We start from the raw sequence: 14,878 nt of genomic DNA, 5'->3' as shown, positions 1-14,878 counted from the left end.
GGGTCATGGGCGTCCGCCGCGTGGTCTACCGTCTGCTGTTTCCGATGGCATTCGCACTTCCCGTGTGGGTGCTGATCGGCCGAGGAATCCTGATCGATGGGATCGGATGGGAGTTCCTCGTCTACCTGATCGCCTGCCCTCTGCTCTTCCTGGCGCTCGTCATCGTGAGCGCACTGGTGGTGTGGCGTCCGGGTATCCGCCGCGAGGCTGCGGTGTCGTGGATCGATGTGGCCGCGTTCGGTTCTCTGTGGCTCATCCTGCTGGTCACGGGGCTGGTGGCTCATCCGGCGACGGTGGCGCTCGCGGTCCTCGCGCTCATCGCGGTCTTCTGGGTGTCGGTGTGGCAGCTCGTCGTGGAGGGGCGCCGCCGGGTGCAGGCGGTCATGGATGACATCGATGCGACGACCCGCGGGGCGCGCGCATCGGTGTACGGCCCGGCGCCGGTCGACATCGGCGAGGTGATCGTGGTCACCTCACAGGACGTGACACCTCCTGTCTCGAGAGCGGATCCGCCCCGGGGTGATGCCACTTCGTGACCTCACGCATCCTCGCGATCGAGACCGCGGTGCCGGAGACGGTGCTGTCGCAGGATCGCGCGCGTGATCTGCTCGCCGGTCAGCCGGGGCGGTCGCGTCTGGGGGAGCGTCTCACGAGGGCGGCGTTCGACGCGTCGAACATCGCCACCCGCCGCACGGTTCTCGGTGAGCTCGCACATGGCGGCTCGACGCCGTTCCTCGACGATGAGGTTGTTCTCCCTGCATCGACGGGCACCCGCAATGCGCTCTACGCCCGCGAGGCGCCCGCGCTGAGCATCGCCGCCGCCCGGCGGGCGCTCGATGCTGCGGGGGTGCGCCCCGACGAGGTGACGCATGTGGTGACGGTCTCGTGCACGGGCTTCGTCTCGCCCGGTCCCGATCTCGCCCTCGTGAAGGCGCTCGGGCTGCCCGTCACGACCGCCCGTCTGCATGTGGGCTTCATGGGGTGCTGCGGCGCGTTCCCCGCGCTGCGGGCGGCGGATGCGGCGTGCGCAGCGGATCCGGACGCGGTGGTGCTCGTGGTGTGCGTGGAGCTCTGCACGCTGCACCTGGGTGCGTCGGATGATCCGGAGCAGATCGTGGCGATGTCGCTGTTCGGCGACGGCGCGGCCGCGGCGGTCGTCGCGGCACGCGACAGTGACAGCGCGACGCTCGAGCTCGACGCCTTCCTCACCTCTGTGCTGCCCGATTCGATCGATGAGATGACCTGGACGATCGGCGACCAGGGTTTCGTGATGCGCCTCTCGGCTCAGGTGCCCGCTCACCTCGGGGCCGGAATCCGGGATGCCCTCGCCCCGCTGTTCAGCGACAGCGGCGACGCCGGCAGCAGCGCCGACGCCGGCAGCGCGGGCAGCGCTGGCAGCGCGGGCACCGCCGCGATCGACGCATGGGCCGTGCACCCTGGCGGCCGCGCGATCCTCGACCGTGTCGAGGAGGGGCTCGCTCTGCCCGCAGGGGCCCTCGCCGATTCCCGCGCCGTCATGGCGGAGTTCGGCAACATGTCGAGCGGCACGGTGCTCTTCGTGCTGCGTCGGATGCTGCACGGCGGTGTCGAGGGGCGCGTCTGCGCGATGGCGTTCGGGCCGGGTCTCACCCTCGAGGCGGCGACGCTCGTCGCACACCCTGCTCCCGCGAAGGATGCGGCATGATCCTCATGCGCACGCGCGCCACGGAGCTCGCCGAGCTCATGGACGACCCCGACTGCGACCTCGGCCTGCTCGAGTCCACCTACGCCCAGTTCGGCCCGCTGAACCGTCTGCTGTCCGGATGGAAGCGGCTGTGGGCCACGCGCATCCGGCCCTACGTGGTGCGGGGCGAGACGTTCCGCGTCCTCGACCTCGGCTCCGGCGGCGGCGACCTGGCCCGGAACCTCGCGGCCTGGGCCGCCCGTGGCGGCTTCGACGTGCAGGTGACGGCGGCCGACCCCGACCCGCGCGCGAGCGCGTTCGCCCGGCGGCATCCGTGGCCCCGCGTCACCTACGTCTCGACGACCTCGGCCGCCCTCGCGGATGAGGGTGCCCAGTACGACATCGTCGTCTCGAACCACGTCATGCATCACCTCGACGGCGACTCGTTCGGCCGCATCCTCGCCGACTGCGAGGCGCTCGCACCACGCGCTCTGCACAGCGATCTGCGGCGTTCGCCGGTGTCGTACGCCCTCTACGGTCTCGGCACCCTGCCGTGGGCTCGCAGCTCCTTCATCCGCACCGACGGGATGCGCTCCATCCGGCGCAGCTTCACACCGCCGGAGCTGCGGCTCGCCGCTCCTCCCGGCTGGCGCGTCGAAGCCGATCCGCCGTTTCGCCTCCTGCTCACCCGCGGTCTGAACAGGAGCGAGCACGGATGATCTCCCGGCGCGCCACCACGATCGCGGCTGTCAGCTACGGCGTCAACTGCGCGCTCGGGCTGGGGGTCGCAACGGGGGTGGTGCGCACCGGGCGCGCCCGATGGGTGCATCACGCCCTGTACATCGCGACCGCCGCCACGACGACGGCCGCTGCCGTCTCCCTGCTCGCCGAGCGCGGTGCGCGCGGCGCTGTTCTCGTGCCGGCTCTCGCGCCGATCGCGGCGATCCCGTACGCGGGAACCCGCGGATGGCGGCACCCCGCGCTCGCCGCGTCGATCGCCCCGTTCATGGCCGCCGCCCTCGCGGTCGCGTGGACGCGGCCCGGCGCATCCCGATCCCCCTCCCGAGACCGCAGAAAGGGCCGCCGATGACGACGGACTTCCTCGACGTGCTGCGTCGCCGCAAGACCACCAACGGGCCACTCGACCCGCGCCCCGTCGCCGAGGAGCACCAGCGGCTGCTCATGGAGGTCGCCGCACGCGCCCCCTCGCAGCTCAACAGCCAGCCGTGGCGGTTCGTGCTGATCGAGAACCGCGACACGATCGAGGAGATCGCACGGATCAGCGGATCGTCGATGGCGACCGCGATGTCGAACGGCACCTTCTTCGAGCGCTACAAGCCGTACTTCCGGTTCTCACAGGCCGAGATGGAGCGCGAGCGCAGCGGCATGCTGTTCGACAAGCTGCCCGCGCCGCTTCGCCCGTTCACGAGCCAGGTGTTCACGCCCGGCGGGCAGAAGCTCATGAACGCGATGCGCGTGCCCCACATGCTCGGCGAGGAGAACCGCAAGCTCGTCGCCGGTTCGCCGCTGCTGCTCGGCGTGATGCTCGATCGCGCGGAGTACCGACCCGGTGAGCTGTCGTCGTTCTACTCGGTGTTCTCGATGGGTGCCGCGATGGAGAACGTGTGGCTCACGACGACGATGCTCGGCATGGGCATCCAGTTCGTCTCGTTCCCGATGGAGGTTCCCGGGCAGTGGGAGCGGATCGTCGACCTGCTGCAGGTGCCCGACGAACTGGAGCTCATGGCCGTGTACCGCCTGGGCTACCTTCCGGAGGGGGCGAAGCGGCCCCCCATCGACTGGACGAGCCACGAACGACGCCTGCCGTCGCAGTACGTGTTCCGTGAGACGTGCAGGCAGCCGGAGGTGCGGTGGGACGAACCGCCCGTGGAGGCGGCATCCGGCGCCTGACCGCGGGTTCTCGGTTCGCGTGCGGAACACCGGATGTGGCAGAATGGGCGATTGTGCGTCCGCACGGACCTGCCACAGGGGGCCGTCGCAGTGATACGCACGAACTTCCGATCTGAACTTCACCCCGCGTTCGACCTGTGGCGGGCGCAGAGAGCGAATCTCCCATGCATATTCTCGACGAGCTCGACGCAGCATCGCTGCGCTCCGACATCCCCGAGTTCCGCCCCGGCGACACCGTCAAGGTGCACGTCAACATCATCGAAGGTTCGCGCTCGCGTATCCAGGTGTTCCAGGGTGTTGTGATCGCCCGCAAGAACGAGGGCGTTCGCGAGTCCTTCACCGTTCGCAAGGTCAGCTTCCAGGTGGGCGTCGAGCGCACCTTCCCGCTGCACTCGCCGGTCATCGACCACATCGAGGTCGTCACCCGCGGTGACGTGCGTCGCGCGAAGCTCTACTACCTGCGCGAACTGCGCGGCAAGAAGGCGAAGATCAAGGAGAAGCGCGACAGCTGAGCTGCCGCTCCCACGATTTCACGAGCCCGGTCCCGCGCCATGCGGGGCCGGGCTTCGTCGTCAGCGGGTGGCGGATCCGGCGCTCCCGCGTCGTGATCGGCTTCCGGATGCGCGGGTGTCGCGACCCGTCGCGTCGCACGGCGACCGCACATGAGGGGGTGCTTATGCTTGCACAGAACAACAGGGGAGCCATGACCGACGAGACCGACGCCCGCGCCGATGACAACGCGGACACCGCATCGACCCGGGCGACGAAGCGGCGGAGTCCCCGGCGTGGCGGCCTGCTGCTGTTCCTGCGGGATGTGGCGCTCATCATCGTCGCGGCGATCATCATCTCGTTCCTCATCAAGACGTTCCTCATCCGCTCCTTCTACATCCCGTCGGAGTCGATGGAGCAGACGCTCATCGTCAACGACCGCATCATCGTCAACCAGCTCGTCCCGGAGCTCACCTCCATCGAGCGCGGCGACGTCGTGGTGTTCCAGGATCCGGGCGGATGGCTCGACCCGATGCCGAACCCGGAGCAGAACCCGGTGGCGGGCTTCTTCGAAGGTCTGCTCTCGATCGTGGGGCTCACGGCACCCGACTCGAACGATCACCTCATCAAGCGCGTCATCGGCCTGCCGGGCGACGTCGTGGAGTGCTGCGATGATTTCGGCCGGATGTCGGTCAACAGCACGACGATCGAGGAGGACCCGTACGTGAAGCTCCCTGCGGGCGTCACGAAGGTCTCCCGCGATGACTTCAGCGTCACGGTTCCCGAGGGCTCGCTCTGGGTCATGGGCGACAACCGCTACAACTCGCGCGACTCCCGCTACAACCGCGACAAGCCGGGCGAGGGTTTCGTGCCGGTCGACAATGTCGTGGGTCGGGCGATCCTCATCTCCTGGCCGACCGACCGCTGGTCGTGGCTCGACAACTATCCGGCCGTGTTCGGCGAGGTGCCGGATGATCCCGAGACGACGCCCGCGGTCGTGGAGACCCCGGCTGCGGAGGAATCCGCCGAATGAGCGCCGCGTCTCCGACGTTCGAGTTCGAGCGTGAGCTGTTCGCCTCGGGGGCGAATGTGGTCATCGGATGCGATGAGGTGGGTCGCGGTGCGATCGCCGGCCCCGTGGCGGTGGGCGTGGCCGCGTTCTTCGCCGACGCCGACGGCATCCCCGAAGGGCTCCGCGATTCGAAGCTGCTCTCGGAGGCGAAGCGCGAAGCGCTCTACCCGGTGGTGTCCGAATGGGCGCCGTTCTGGGCGGTCGGCATGGCCGACAACGCCGAGGTAGACAGTCTCGGCATCGTGCCGGGCCTCGCCCTTGCGGCGGTGCGTGCGCTCGAATCGCTCGTGGTCGCGGGTGTTCCCGTGGAGTCGGCGATCGTGCTGCTCGATGGCAAGCACGACTGGCTCACGCCCGCGCTCGCGGACTGGGCCGAGGGAACGCGCCCGCGCGTCGTCACCCGCATCAAGGCCGACCGCGACTGCGCGGCCGTCTCGGCCGCATCCGTGCTCGCGAAGGTGCAGCGCGACCGGCTCATGATCGAAGCCGACGCGCGGCATCCGGGGTACGAGTGGTCGAGCAACAAGGGCTACGGATGCGCCGCTCACACCGACGCGGTGGCGCGCCTCGGGGCGAGCGAGCTGCACCGCTGGAGCTGGCTCAAGCAGCCGGCGCTGTTCTGATCCGCCGCTCTTCGACGGCCGGGGTGACAGTCGGCGCGCACGCGCGGGGCTGACTAGACTCGACAGCGATGGATGACGACGATTTCGACGACTACGACCGCGAGGTCGAGCTGGCCCTGTACCGCGAGTACCGCGATGTGGTGGGCCAGTTCAAGTACGTGATCGAGACGGAGCGTCGCTTCTACCTGGCCAACGAGGTCACTCTCGAGCGCCACGACACCGAGCACGACTTCTACTTCGAGCTCACCATGAACGACGTGTGGGTGTGGGATGTGTACCGCTCCGACCGCTTCGTGAAGAGCGTGCGCGTGCTCACCTTCAAGGACGTCAATGTCGAGGTGCGCGGCGACAAGGATCTGGAGCTCCCGAAGGAGCTCGCGCTCGACGAGTAGTCGCGTGGAGTCGGCGATGTGTCCGTGCGGCTCAGGCGCCGCGTTCGATACGTGCTGCGGACCCGTTCTCGCGGGCACGCCCGCTGTCACGGCGGAGGCGCTCATGCGCTCGCGGTTCTCGGCTTTCGCGCGCGGCGACGCGGCGTATCTGCTGCGCTCGTGGCATCCGTCCACCCGCCCGGCCGATCTGGACCTCGATGCGGATGTGGAGTGGCGGCGGCTGCAGATCGTCGACACCGTCGATGGCGGAGCGGATGACGCCGAGGGCGTCGTCGAGTTCCGTGCGTCGTTCCGCGGGCCGGATGGCGCGGGCCTGATGCGCGAGCGTTCGCGGTTCGCGCGGGTCGATGGCCGGTGGGTCTACGTCGACGGGGAGCAGCTGGACTGACGGCGATGCCGGGAGACGGTCGACGAGGCTGTCTGTCTGTCAGCAGACGAGGGTGTCCCACTACCATCGCGGCATGAAGCGAAGCGGACTTCTTGTCGCGGGCGGGATCCTGGCGATCCTCCGCGGTGCCTTCGGCACCTTCTCCGGCGTGGGTATGACGGGCGATTATGCAGCTCTCGACGCCGTCGTCCCGGGAATCAGCGCTGTTCTCGCATTCGAGCTGATCGCGTCGATCGCGCTCGTGGTGCTCGGCATCTGGGCGCTCTCCTTGACGCCTGATCCGTCCAAGGCAGGGCAGATCACCGGTTGGGGGTGGGTGATCATCGCGGCCGGTGTGGTCGATATGGTGTGGGCCACCGCCATTTTGGGTGGTGCCGCTTCACCTGCGGCGATCGGGTCGCTGCTGGCTTTCGGTCTGATCGGTGGGCTTTTTGCGGGGTGCGCAGGGCAAATGTCGCCTGCCGCACCATCCGCAAGCGCCTGAGCGCGTCAGTCCCACCGGCCACCGCGACCTTCGGGCGGGCGGATGCGGGCGTCGAAAGCCAGCTCAGGAAGTCGTCAGGCGACGAGCGCCCACACACCCGCGACGGCCGAGACAGCGGCGAGGGCGAGGGCGATCGCGACGAGCACCTGGTGCACGCGCAGGAACTTCGTGGGGGTGCCCGCCTCATCGCGTGCACGCGGGTCAGCCTTCACACGGCGCAGGAACTGCGGCCAGGTGAAGACGTTGTAGGCGGCGTTGAGAAGCAGCAGGATGCCGAGGGCGACGTTCACGCTTCGAGCCTACGTGCGACTCAGGCCTCGTCTGTCGGGTCCAAAGGCCCACGGCGCCACTCCATGCGGTGGCACGAGACGATGATGTGCGAATCCGGTCCCGTGTGCGCGGGGTACTCGACCTCGCCCGTGTCGGTCCATTCTTCGCGCTCGTAGAAGCGGTGCGCGCGGGCGTTGCCGGTGACGACGCCGAGCCACGGCACCTCGTGCCCGGCTGCCATCACCTGGCGTGCGGCATCCGAGAGCAGGTGCGCGGCGACACCCGTGCCGCGGTGCGCGGCGTCCACGAACACCTGCTCGACCTCGTCGCCCTTGCGCATCGTGAATCCCGCGACCTCGCCGTCGACCTCGGCCACCCGCGTGCGTTCGATCGCGGCGGCCACGCGGGGCACGAACTCGTCGCGCGTGCGGAAGGCGAGCAGCTCCTCGGGGACGAGACCCGTGTGCCCGTCATGCCATCCGCGCCACCAGATCTGGACGATGCGGTCAGCGTCGTCGGGGGTTGCGGGGCGGATGCGGTGCTCGGTCATGATCCGACGATAACCTCGGCGTGCCACCCGGAATGACAGCTGGGCATCTGTGCGGATGATCGCCGCGCCGCGCCGCGCCTGCGTCATCGGCCCGTGGGCCCTCGGTCTAGCCTGGCGGGATGACGATCGACGCCCCCGCTCTGCTCGAGGGCCCCCGCGGTCGCAGGCTGTGCCTGGAGGTCGCGCTCGCGGCCGATACGAGCGGGACGCTGTTCGCGAGGTGCGTCGATGCCGAGCGCGCGTTCCATCCCATCGACGGCAGCGTCGCGACCCTCTGGATCGGAGACAGCCCGGATCAGCCGCTGCCTGATCCTGTTTCTCCTGCTGAGGTGGCAGACGGCCTCCGGATGATCGACGCCGACGCGCTCGCCGCGGCTGTGAGGTCGAACGAGGCCCTGCTGAGGTGCCTCACGTCGACGGTCGATGCGGCGAGGTACTGGCAGGCGCCCGACAGTCGGGATCAGCTCGCATCCGTGGATGTGGTCGCTCGCGCGCTCGTGCCCGTCGCCGAGGCGCTTGCCGATGAGGGAGTGCTTGCGCGCTGGAGCGAGCCGATCGCGGCCGAGCAGTGGCGGGTCGAGTTCGAGACGCGTGAGAGCGACGTCAGCTGGCCGGGCGATGTGCGGCGCGCGCTCGCTGTCTGGCGTTCGCAGGCTCTCCGGCGAGAGGTTCTGCACGCCGGCGTGCACGTCGAGCCAGGCGTGCACATCACGGGAGCCTGGTGGTCGCGTCCCATCGAGCTGCCGTCGACTGCAGGCGCGGTCGCGGGCGTCCCCGCCGGTCTCGGCCTCGTCGAGGACGGGTCGGGGTGGGAGCTCGCGCTCGCTACGCCCGCGCGCGGGTCAGGTCGAGTCCTCGAACTCGACGCCACCGTGTGGGCGGATCTCTGCCGTCAGCATCCGCTCGAGGTCACGGCCACGAGCGGCGCTGATTGGGCCCGCGCGACCGGGCGCGTGGGGCGCTGGGTGGTGCCGGACTGGTCGGCGGTGGCCGCGGAGTGGGATGCTGTGCATCTGTCGATCGCGGAGTACCTGGCGCTCGCCGGCTGCATCATCGACGTGAGCGACGGTGTCGCGTCGCTCGTCGCCGGATGGAGCCCGGACTGCACAGTGTGGCTCACGGATGCGGTGCGCCTGTGGGGCGAACCGCGGCCGTGGGTGCTCGAGCAGCTCGACTCCGGGCTGGTGCGATGGCGTCCTGAGGAGCAGCCCGCGAACTAGGCACGGCGCGCTGGCGTTCCCTGCACAGGCGCGGAGCGAGCACGGCATCCCGAACCGACGCCCCGTGCGGCATCCGCCGCGCGCCGCCTCGCCATCCTCGACGCATGGCGGCGAAAGATGACCTCGGACGACACGGTGAGCGCCTCGCCGAGCAGCATCTGCTCGCGCGCGGCTACCGGCTCGTGGAACGCAACTGGCGGTGCAGGCACGGCGAGATCGACCTCGTGGTGCGCGACGGCGACACCCTCGTCTTCGTCGAGGTGAAGACCCGCAGCTCCACCGCGTTCGGCCACCCGTTCGAGGCGATCACGCGCACCAAGCTCGCGCGGCTGCGGCAGCTCGCGGGGGTGTGGTGCGACGCCCACCCGGATGAACGGGGTCGCCGCATCCGCATCGACGCCGTCTCGGTGCTCGCACCTCGCCGCGGCGCGAGCCGCATCGAGCATCTCGCGGGGGTGTTCTGATGGGCGTCGGGCGGGCGCACGCGATCGCCCTGCTCGGGCTCGATGGCGCATCCGTCGAGATCGAGGCCGACTCGGCGAGCGGGCTCCCCGCCTTCGTGCTCGTCGGCCTTCCGGATGCGGCGCTCGGTGAGGCGAAGGCGCGCGTGCGATCCGCGATCGGCAACAGCGGATTCGACTTCCCAGGCGGGCGCGTGACCGTCAACCTGTCGCCCGCGTCTCTGCCGAAGACGGGCGCCGCCTTCGACCTGGCGATCGCTCTCTCGCTGCTCGCTGCCGAGCAGATCGTCGAGCCGGAGTCGGTCGCGCGGGTGGTGCATCTGGGTGAGCTCGGTCTCGACGGGCGTCTGCGACCCGTGCGCGGCATCCTGCCGATGGTGCTCGCGGCCGAGCGGGCCGGCTACGACACTGTGCTCGTCCCCGCGGGCAATGCCGAAGAGGCCTCGCTTGTCTCCGGGGTGAGGGTCGTCGGCGTCGCGAGTCTGCGGGATGCGGCGATCTGGCATGGTGCCGAGGTCGAGCCCGTCGAGGTGGAGCCGCTTCCCGCAGCGGTCGCGCCCACGCGCGACGACGACCCCGGCGACCTCGCCGACATCGTCGGCAATCGCGAAGCTGTCGAGGCGGCGCAGATCGCCGCTGCGGGCGGGCATCACATGTTCCTGCTGGGGCCGCCCGGGGCCGGCAAGACGATGATCGCCTCCCGCATCCCCGGCATCCTGCCCGATCTCGACGAGCAGGCGGCGATCGAGGTGAGCTCGATCCGCTCGCTCGCGGGCCTCGGCGTGGGCGGCTCGCTCGTCACCCGACCGCCGCTCGAGGCGCCCCACCACAGCGCCTCGGCGGCGGCGATCGTCGGAGGTGGGAGCGGCATCATCCGCCCCGGTGCCGCCGCGCGAGCCGCTCACGGCATCCTGTTCCTCGACGAGGCACCCGAGTTCGCGCCGTCCGTGCTCGACAGCCTGCGGCAGCCGCTCGAATCCGGGGTGCTCACCATCTCGCGCGTCGCGATGACGGCGCGATTCCCTGCGCGCTTCCAGCTCGTGCTCGCCGCGAACCCGTGCCCGTGCGGCAACGCAGGCGTGCGCGACGCCGAATGCTCGTGCACCCCGTTCGCTCGGCGCCGCTACCTGGGGCGCCTCTCCGGGCCGTTGCTCGACCGCGTCGACATCCAGCTCGACGTGCCCCGGGTCACTGCCGCCCAGCTGCGCCTCTCCGGCGAGGAGCCGGTCACGACCTCCGCCGAGGCTCGGGCGCGCGTGCTCGGCGCCCGCACGCGGGCGGCCGCCAGGTTCGCGAGCACCCCCTGGCGGCTCAACGCCCACGCGCCCGGATCCTGGCTGCGTGGCGACGGAGCACCGCTGCCTGGGGCGACCCTCGGACTCGACCGTGCCCTCGAACGCGGCGCCCTCACGATGCGCGGCTACGACCGCGTGCTGCGCGTCGCCTGGACCCTCGCCGACCTCGAGGGCGTCGACCGACCCAGCTCCGACCAGATCGGGCGCGCCCTCCACCTTCGAAAGGCCACCGCATGAGCATCCTCGGCATCGCCGACTCGACCGTCGCGTCCCTCGTGCGGCCCATCACCTCCGACGTGCACGATCGCGACGCCATCGCAGTGCGCTTCGCACGCGGCATCTGGACCTCCGTCGCCGAACCCGGTGACCGCATCGCCCGCATCGTCGTGGATGCGCTCGGCGCCGAGGAAGCACTCGGTCACCTCATCGACGACCGCGACGGCGAGCTGCTGCGGCATGCGCTCGCGGATGCGGGAGTCGAGCTCGACGATGACGATCTCGTCGAGGCGGTGAAGCGCTGGACACCGCGGATCTCGAAAGCGGATGCGCTCCTCGCGTTCCGGCAGGCGGCGCGGTTCGGACTGTCGCTCGTGGTGCCCGACGATCCGGAATGGCCCGCCGGCTTCGACGATCTGGGTGACCACGCGCCGAACGCGCTGTGGGTCCGCGGCGACCGCGCGGCGCTCGCCGCTCTCGATCGGTCGATCGCGATCGTCGGCGCGCGAGCGGCCACCGGATACGGCGAGCACGTCGCCGTCGAGGCCTCGGCGGGGCTCGTCGACCGCGGGTATGTGATCGTCTCGGGCGCCGCCTACGGCATCGACGGGGCGGCCCACCGCGCCGCACTCGCGAGCCGCGGCACGACCCTCGCCTTCCTCGCGGGAGGGCTCGACCGCTTCTACCCCTCCGGGCACGACGGGCTGCTCACCCGCATCGTCGAGACGGGGGCCGCGATCTCCGAGGTGCCGTGCGGAGCCGCCCCCACCAAGTGGCGCTTCCTGCAGCGCAACAGGCTCATCGCCGCCGCGAGTCGCGCCACCATCGTCGTCGAGGCGGGCGCCCGCTCCGGCTCCCTCAACACGGCAGGGCACGCAGCTGCTCTCGGTCGCCCGCTCGGCGCGGTGCCGGGTCCTGTCACGAGCTCGGCATCCGCGGGATGCCATCGTCTGCTCCGCGAGTACGACGCAGTGTGCGTCACGACCGCTGACGAGATGGCCGAACTCGCGCCCCTCGAACCGGGCGCCGCGATCCGCGACGCTCCCGACACGGGCGGAGGAAGGGCCAGCGGAGGCGGTGCCAGCGACCCGACGGGCGCGCGCATCCGGCTGCTCGACGCCATGTCCACCCGCAGCGCCCGCACCCCCGAGAAGATCGCGGCGCTCGCCGGGCTCGCGATCGACCGCGTGCGCGCCGAGCTCGGCCACCTCGAACTCGAGGGCATCGTGCGGTCTCGCGCGGGGGAGTGGGTGCGGGTATCGACGTGACGCGCCCGGCCCGGACGCTCGCCGTCGACGGGGGTCGGGGATACGCTCGGCACATGGTCCAGCTCGGTCAGCACGCCCCGCCTCAGCACGTGATCGTCCACCTGAGCGACACGCACTTCCTGGGCGGCGGCAAGCCGCTCTACGGCACCGTCGACACCGATGCGACCGTCGTGCGCGCGCTCGAGCAGCTCGAGCGCTCCGAGCTGCGCCCGGAGGCGATCGTCATCACCGGCGACCTCGCCGACGTGGCCGAAGCTGACGCCTACGAGCGGCTGCGCGACCACATCGAGCCCGCCGCCGAGCGCATGGGGTCCCGCATCATCTGGGTCATGGGCAACCACGACGAGCGCGAGCCCTTCGCGAGCATCCTCATGCGCGAAGAAGCCACCAGCGACACACAGGACCGCGTCTACGACGTCAACGGTCTGCGCATCATCGCGCTCGACTCCAGCGTGCCCGGTTACCACCACGGCGACCTGCGCCCCGAACAGCTCGAGTGGCTGCGCGCCGAGCTCGCCACCCCCGCACCGAGCGGCACCATCCTGGCCCTGCACCACCCGCCGATCCCCACCCCGATCGAGCTCATGGCGCTCATCGAACTCGACCACCAGGCCGAGCTCGCCGACGTCATCCGCGGCACCGACGTGCGCGCCATCCTCGCCGGGCACCTCCACTACTCGACCTCCGGCACCTTCGCCGGCATCCCCGTCTCGGTCTCGGCAGCCACCTGCTACACGATCGACACGAGTGCCGAACCGGGAACCCTCGCTGGCATCGACGGCGGCCAGACGTTCAACCTCGTGCACGTGTACGACGACCAGGTGGTGCATTCGATCGTGCCCATCGGAGACGCCCCCCGCGTCGCCGGATTCTCGGGAGCCTTCCTCGACGCGATCGCCGGGATGACCCCCGAGCAGCGCCGCGAAGCGTTCTCGAGCAAGGCCTCCACGTTCAACCTCGCCGACACCGAGCAGTCCGCCGGATCCTGAAGCCGATGCAGCTGCAGGCGGCCGTCGACACCTACCTCGCCGAACTCACGAGCGAGCGCGGCTACTCGGCGCACACCATCCGCGCCTATGGCAACGACCTCGCCGACCTCGTGCAGTTCGCCGAAGCGCTCGGCGAGACGGATGCGGCGAGCATCGACCTCGAGACCCTGCGCGACTGGCTCTGGCGGGCATCCCAAGCGGGCCTCGCCGCCTCGACGCTCGCCCGCCGCGTGTCGTCCGCTCGCTCCTTCACCGCGTGGCTCACGCGCCGCGGGATCGTCACCGCCGACCCAGGCATCCGCCTGCGCACCCCGCGTGCCGGGCGCCGTCTCCCGCGCGTGCTCACCCGGGCCCAGATGGACGAGATCCTCACCCGCCTGCAGCATCTCGCCGCCGACGGCGACCCGGTCGCCGTGCGCGACGTCGCCGTCATCGAACTGCTCTACGCCTCGGCGCTGCGCGTGAGCGAGCTCGTGGGTCTCGATCTCGCCGACGTCGACCACGACAACCGCACGGTCCGTGTGCTCGGCAAGGGATCCAAAGAACGCGTCGTGCCGTACGGCGCCCCCGCCGCGACGGCGATCGCCGACTACCTCGCTCGGGGCCGCCCCGAACTCGCCACCGACGGATCCGGCGACGCCCTGCTGCTCGGAGCGCGCGGTGCGCGCCTCGGCACCCGCACCGTCTACGAGCTCGTCGCGCGCGAACTCGGAGAGCTCCCCGGCTCCGGTCCCGCGGGCCCCCACGCCCTGCGGCACACGGCGGCCACCCACCTGCTCGACGGTGGCGCCGACCTGCGCGTCGTGCAGGAGCTGCTGGGCCACGCGAGTCTCGCCACCACGCAGCTCTACACGCACGTCTCCACCGAGCGGCTACGCGAGAGCTATCGACTCGCTCACCCCCGCGCCTAGCTGCACTGCGCCGAGCCGCGCCGCGCCCTCACTCGAGCGGCAGCAGCACCGCCCGCGGCTGTCCACCGAGGAAGAGCAGCGGTGACACGTAGGCGCCGTCGAGCCGCGCCCCCAGGTGCAGGCACGCCCGCGCGCAGTGGCCCGCTTCGAGCACACCCACCACGTCGCCGCGGCGCACCTCATCACCGGCGGTGAGCTCCGAGGTCACCGGCTCGAAGCTCGAGATGAGCCCACCGCCGTGGTCGATCGACAGCACCGGTCGATCCACCACCCAGCCCGAGAACCGCACCACGCCGTGCGCGGGTGCGAACACCGCCGCGCCTTCTGCTCCCTCGAGGTCGATGCCCCGGTGCCCCGGCCCATAGGTCGTCGCGGGTGCGAGGAACGGCCGCACCACGGGATGCGGGGGAGCGAGCGGCCACGCCCACAGACTCGCCGCGGCGACCGCGGCGATGACGAGACGGAGAGTGCGGCGGCGGCGGAGCATGCGCGACAGTCTGAGTCGGGCGCCGCTGCGGCGCTGACCAGCACGCAGACGCGGGGGAGAGTCGCACCCGCGGATGCGCGGGAAGGAGCCGCGCACGCCCAGGTCGCATGGTAAAGTCGACTCAGCACCCGTCTATTCGGGTGACTTCGCGTGTCCATCGCTCGCCGACGACAGTCACGAGCACACACG

20 protein-coding genes are annotated in these 14,878 nt (G+C 70.7%); 17 read left to right on the top strand and 3 right to left on the bottom strand.

Annotated features, from left to right (window positions below; all coding sequences use genetic code 11):
* Nucleotides 1-5 precede the first annotated feature (5 nt).
* From HCR12_RS09345 to HCR12_RS09295, 11 genes are all read left to right on the top strand, one after another.
* Nucleotides 6-536 (top strand): hypothetical protein, encoded by a 531-nt coding sequence (locus tag HCR12_RS09345; protein ID WP_166865708.1) that lies wholly within the window; start codon nt 6-8, stop codon nt 534-536.
* Nucleotides 533-1,684, top strand: a complete 1,152-nt coding sequence (locus HCR12_RS09340; protein WP_166865706.1) for a type III polyketide synthase — start codon at nt 533-535, stop codon at nt 1,682-1,684. Before HCR12_RS09345 ends, HCR12_RS09340 begins: the two co-directional genes overlap by 4 nt.
* Nucleotides 1,681-2,382: a methyltransferase domain-containing protein gene (locus tag HCR12_RS09335; RefSeq protein ID WP_166865704.1), complete on the top strand. Its 702-nt coding sequence runs from the start codon at nt 1,681-1,683 to the stop codon at nt 2,380-2,382. The genes HCR12_RS09340 and HCR12_RS09335 overlap by 4 nt, the downstream gene beginning before the upstream one ends.
* Nucleotides 2,379-2,753, top strand: a complete 375-nt coding sequence (locus tag HCR12_RS09330; RefSeq protein ID WP_166865702.1) for a hypothetical protein — start codon at nt 2,379-2,381, stop codon at nt 2,751-2,753. The genes HCR12_RS09335 and HCR12_RS09330 overlap by 4 nt, the downstream gene beginning before the upstream one ends.
* Nucleotides 2,750-3,574 carry a nitroreductase family protein gene (locus HCR12_RS09325; RefSeq protein WP_166865700.1) on the top strand — a complete coding sequence of 275 codons (825 nt, stop codon included), beginning with the start codon at nt 2,750-2,752 and terminating at the stop codon, nt 3,572-3,574. Before HCR12_RS09330 ends, HCR12_RS09325 begins: the two co-directional genes overlap by 4 nt.
* A gap of 164 nt (nt 3,575-3,738) precedes the next feature.
* Entirely contained in the window at nt 3,739-4,086 is a 348-nt protein-coding gene (gene rplS, locus HCR12_RS09320) for a 50S ribosomal protein L19 (protein ID WP_166865698.1), read from the top strand.
* A gap of 191 nt (nt 4,087-4,277) precedes the next feature.
* Nucleotides 4,278-5,096 (top strand): signal peptidase I, encoded by an 819-nt coding sequence (gene lepB, locus HCR12_RS09315; protein WP_166865696.1) that lies wholly within the window; start codon nt 4,278-4,280, stop codon nt 5,094-5,096.
* Nucleotides 5,093-5,758, top strand: a complete 666-nt coding sequence (locus HCR12_RS09310; protein ID WP_166865694.1) for a ribonuclease HII — start codon at nt 5,093-5,095, stop codon at nt 5,756-5,758. Before lepB ends, HCR12_RS09310 begins: the two co-directional genes overlap by 4 nt.
* 68 nt (nt 5,759-5,826) lie before the next feature.
* The gene (locus HCR12_RS09305; protein ID WP_166865692.1) at nt 5,827-6,150 is read left to right on the top strand and encodes a DUF2469 family protein; all 324 of its coding nucleotides are present in this window, start codon (nt 5,827-5,829) and stop codon (nt 6,148-6,150) included.
* A complete protein-coding gene (locus tag HCR12_RS09300) occupies nt 6,089-6,538 on the top strand; it encodes a YchJ family protein (protein ID WP_370589305.1) in 450 nt (149 codons plus the stop codon). Before HCR12_RS09305 ends, HCR12_RS09300 begins: the two co-directional genes overlap by 62 nt.
* A gap of 73 nt (nt 6,539-6,611) precedes the next feature.
* Nucleotides 6,612-7,022 carry a hypothetical protein gene (locus tag HCR12_RS09295; RefSeq protein ID WP_166865690.1) on the top strand — a complete coding sequence of 137 codons (411 nt, stop codon included), beginning with the start codon at nt 6,612-6,614 and terminating at the stop codon, nt 7,020-7,022.
* A 74-nt stretch (nt 7,023-7,096) separates the two neighbouring features.
* On the opposite strand, the gene HCR12_RS09290 is transcribed toward HCR12_RS09295, so the two are convergent.
* Both HCR12_RS09290 and HCR12_RS09285 read right to left on the bottom strand, forming a co-directional pair.
* Nucleotides 7,097-7,312: an SCO4848 family membrane protein gene (locus HCR12_RS09290; RefSeq protein WP_166865688.1), complete on the bottom strand. Its 216-nt coding sequence runs from the start codon at nt 7,310-7,312 to the stop codon at nt 7,097-7,099.
* A gap of 20 nt (nt 7,313-7,332) precedes the next feature.
* Nucleotides 7,333-7,842, bottom strand: coding sequence for a GNAT family N-acetyltransferase (locus tag HCR12_RS09285; protein ID WP_166865686.1), 510 nt, complete (start codon nt 7,840-7,842; stop codon nt 7,333-7,335).
* 119 nt (nt 7,843-7,961) lie between these two features.
* Between HCR12_RS09285 and HCR12_RS09280 the strand changes: the two genes are divergently transcribed.
* The 6 genes from HCR12_RS09280 (at nt 7,962) to HCR12_RS09255 (ending at nt 14,202) form a co-directional block, all read left to right on the top strand.
* Nucleotides 7,962-9,062, top strand: a complete 1,101-nt coding sequence (locus HCR12_RS09280) for a hypothetical protein (RefSeq protein ID WP_166865683.1) — start codon at nt 7,962-7,964, stop codon at nt 9,060-9,062.
* Nucleotides 9,063-9,166: 104 nt separating this feature from the next.
* Complete coding sequence (locus HCR12_RS09275) at nt 9,167-9,526, top strand: YraN family protein (RefSeq protein WP_166865681.1); 360 nt, start codon at nt 9,167-9,169, stop codon at nt 9,524-9,526.
* Entirely contained in the window at nt 9,526-11,055 is a 1,530-nt protein-coding gene (locus HCR12_RS09270) for a YifB family Mg chelatase-like AAA ATPase (protein ID WP_166865680.1), read from the top strand. The genes HCR12_RS09275 and HCR12_RS09270 overlap by 1 nt, the downstream gene beginning before the upstream one ends.
* Entirely contained in the window at nt 11,052-12,302 is a 1,251-nt protein-coding gene (dprA, locus tag HCR12_RS09265) for a DNA-processing protein DprA (RefSeq protein ID WP_166865677.1), read from the top strand. Before HCR12_RS09270 ends, dprA begins: the two co-directional genes overlap by 4 nt.
* A gap of 53 nt (nt 12,303-12,355) precedes the next feature.
* Nucleotides 12,356-13,291, top strand: a complete 936-nt coding sequence (locus HCR12_RS09260) for a phosphodiesterase (RefSeq protein WP_166865675.1) — start codon at nt 12,356-12,358, stop codon at nt 13,289-13,291.
* A gap of 5 nt (nt 13,292-13,296) precedes the next feature.
* The gene (locus HCR12_RS09255; protein WP_166865673.1) at nt 13,297-14,202 is read left to right on the top strand and encodes a tyrosine recombinase XerC; all 906 of its coding nucleotides are present in this window, start codon (nt 13,297-13,299) and stop codon (nt 14,200-14,202) included.
* Between the two features lie 28 nt (nt 14,203-14,230).
* Here HCR12_RS09255 and HCR12_RS09250 read toward each other — a convergent pair whose 3' ends face one another.
* On the bottom strand, nt 14,231-14,689 hold the full coding sequence (locus HCR12_RS09250) for a M23 family metallopeptidase (RefSeq protein WP_166865671.1): 459 nt from the start codon (nt 14,687-14,689) through the stop codon (nt 14,231-14,233).
* Between the last annotated feature and the right edge of the window lie 189 nt (nt 14,690-14,878).

The sequence above is a fragment of the Salinibacterium sp. ZJ70 genome (assembly GCF_011751865.2).
In the GTDB taxonomy this organism is placed as follows: domain Bacteria; phylum Actinomycetota; class Actinomycetes; order Actinomycetales; family Microbacteriaceae; genus Homoserinibacter.
This window is presented reverse-complemented; position numbering and strand designations above follow the sequence as displayed.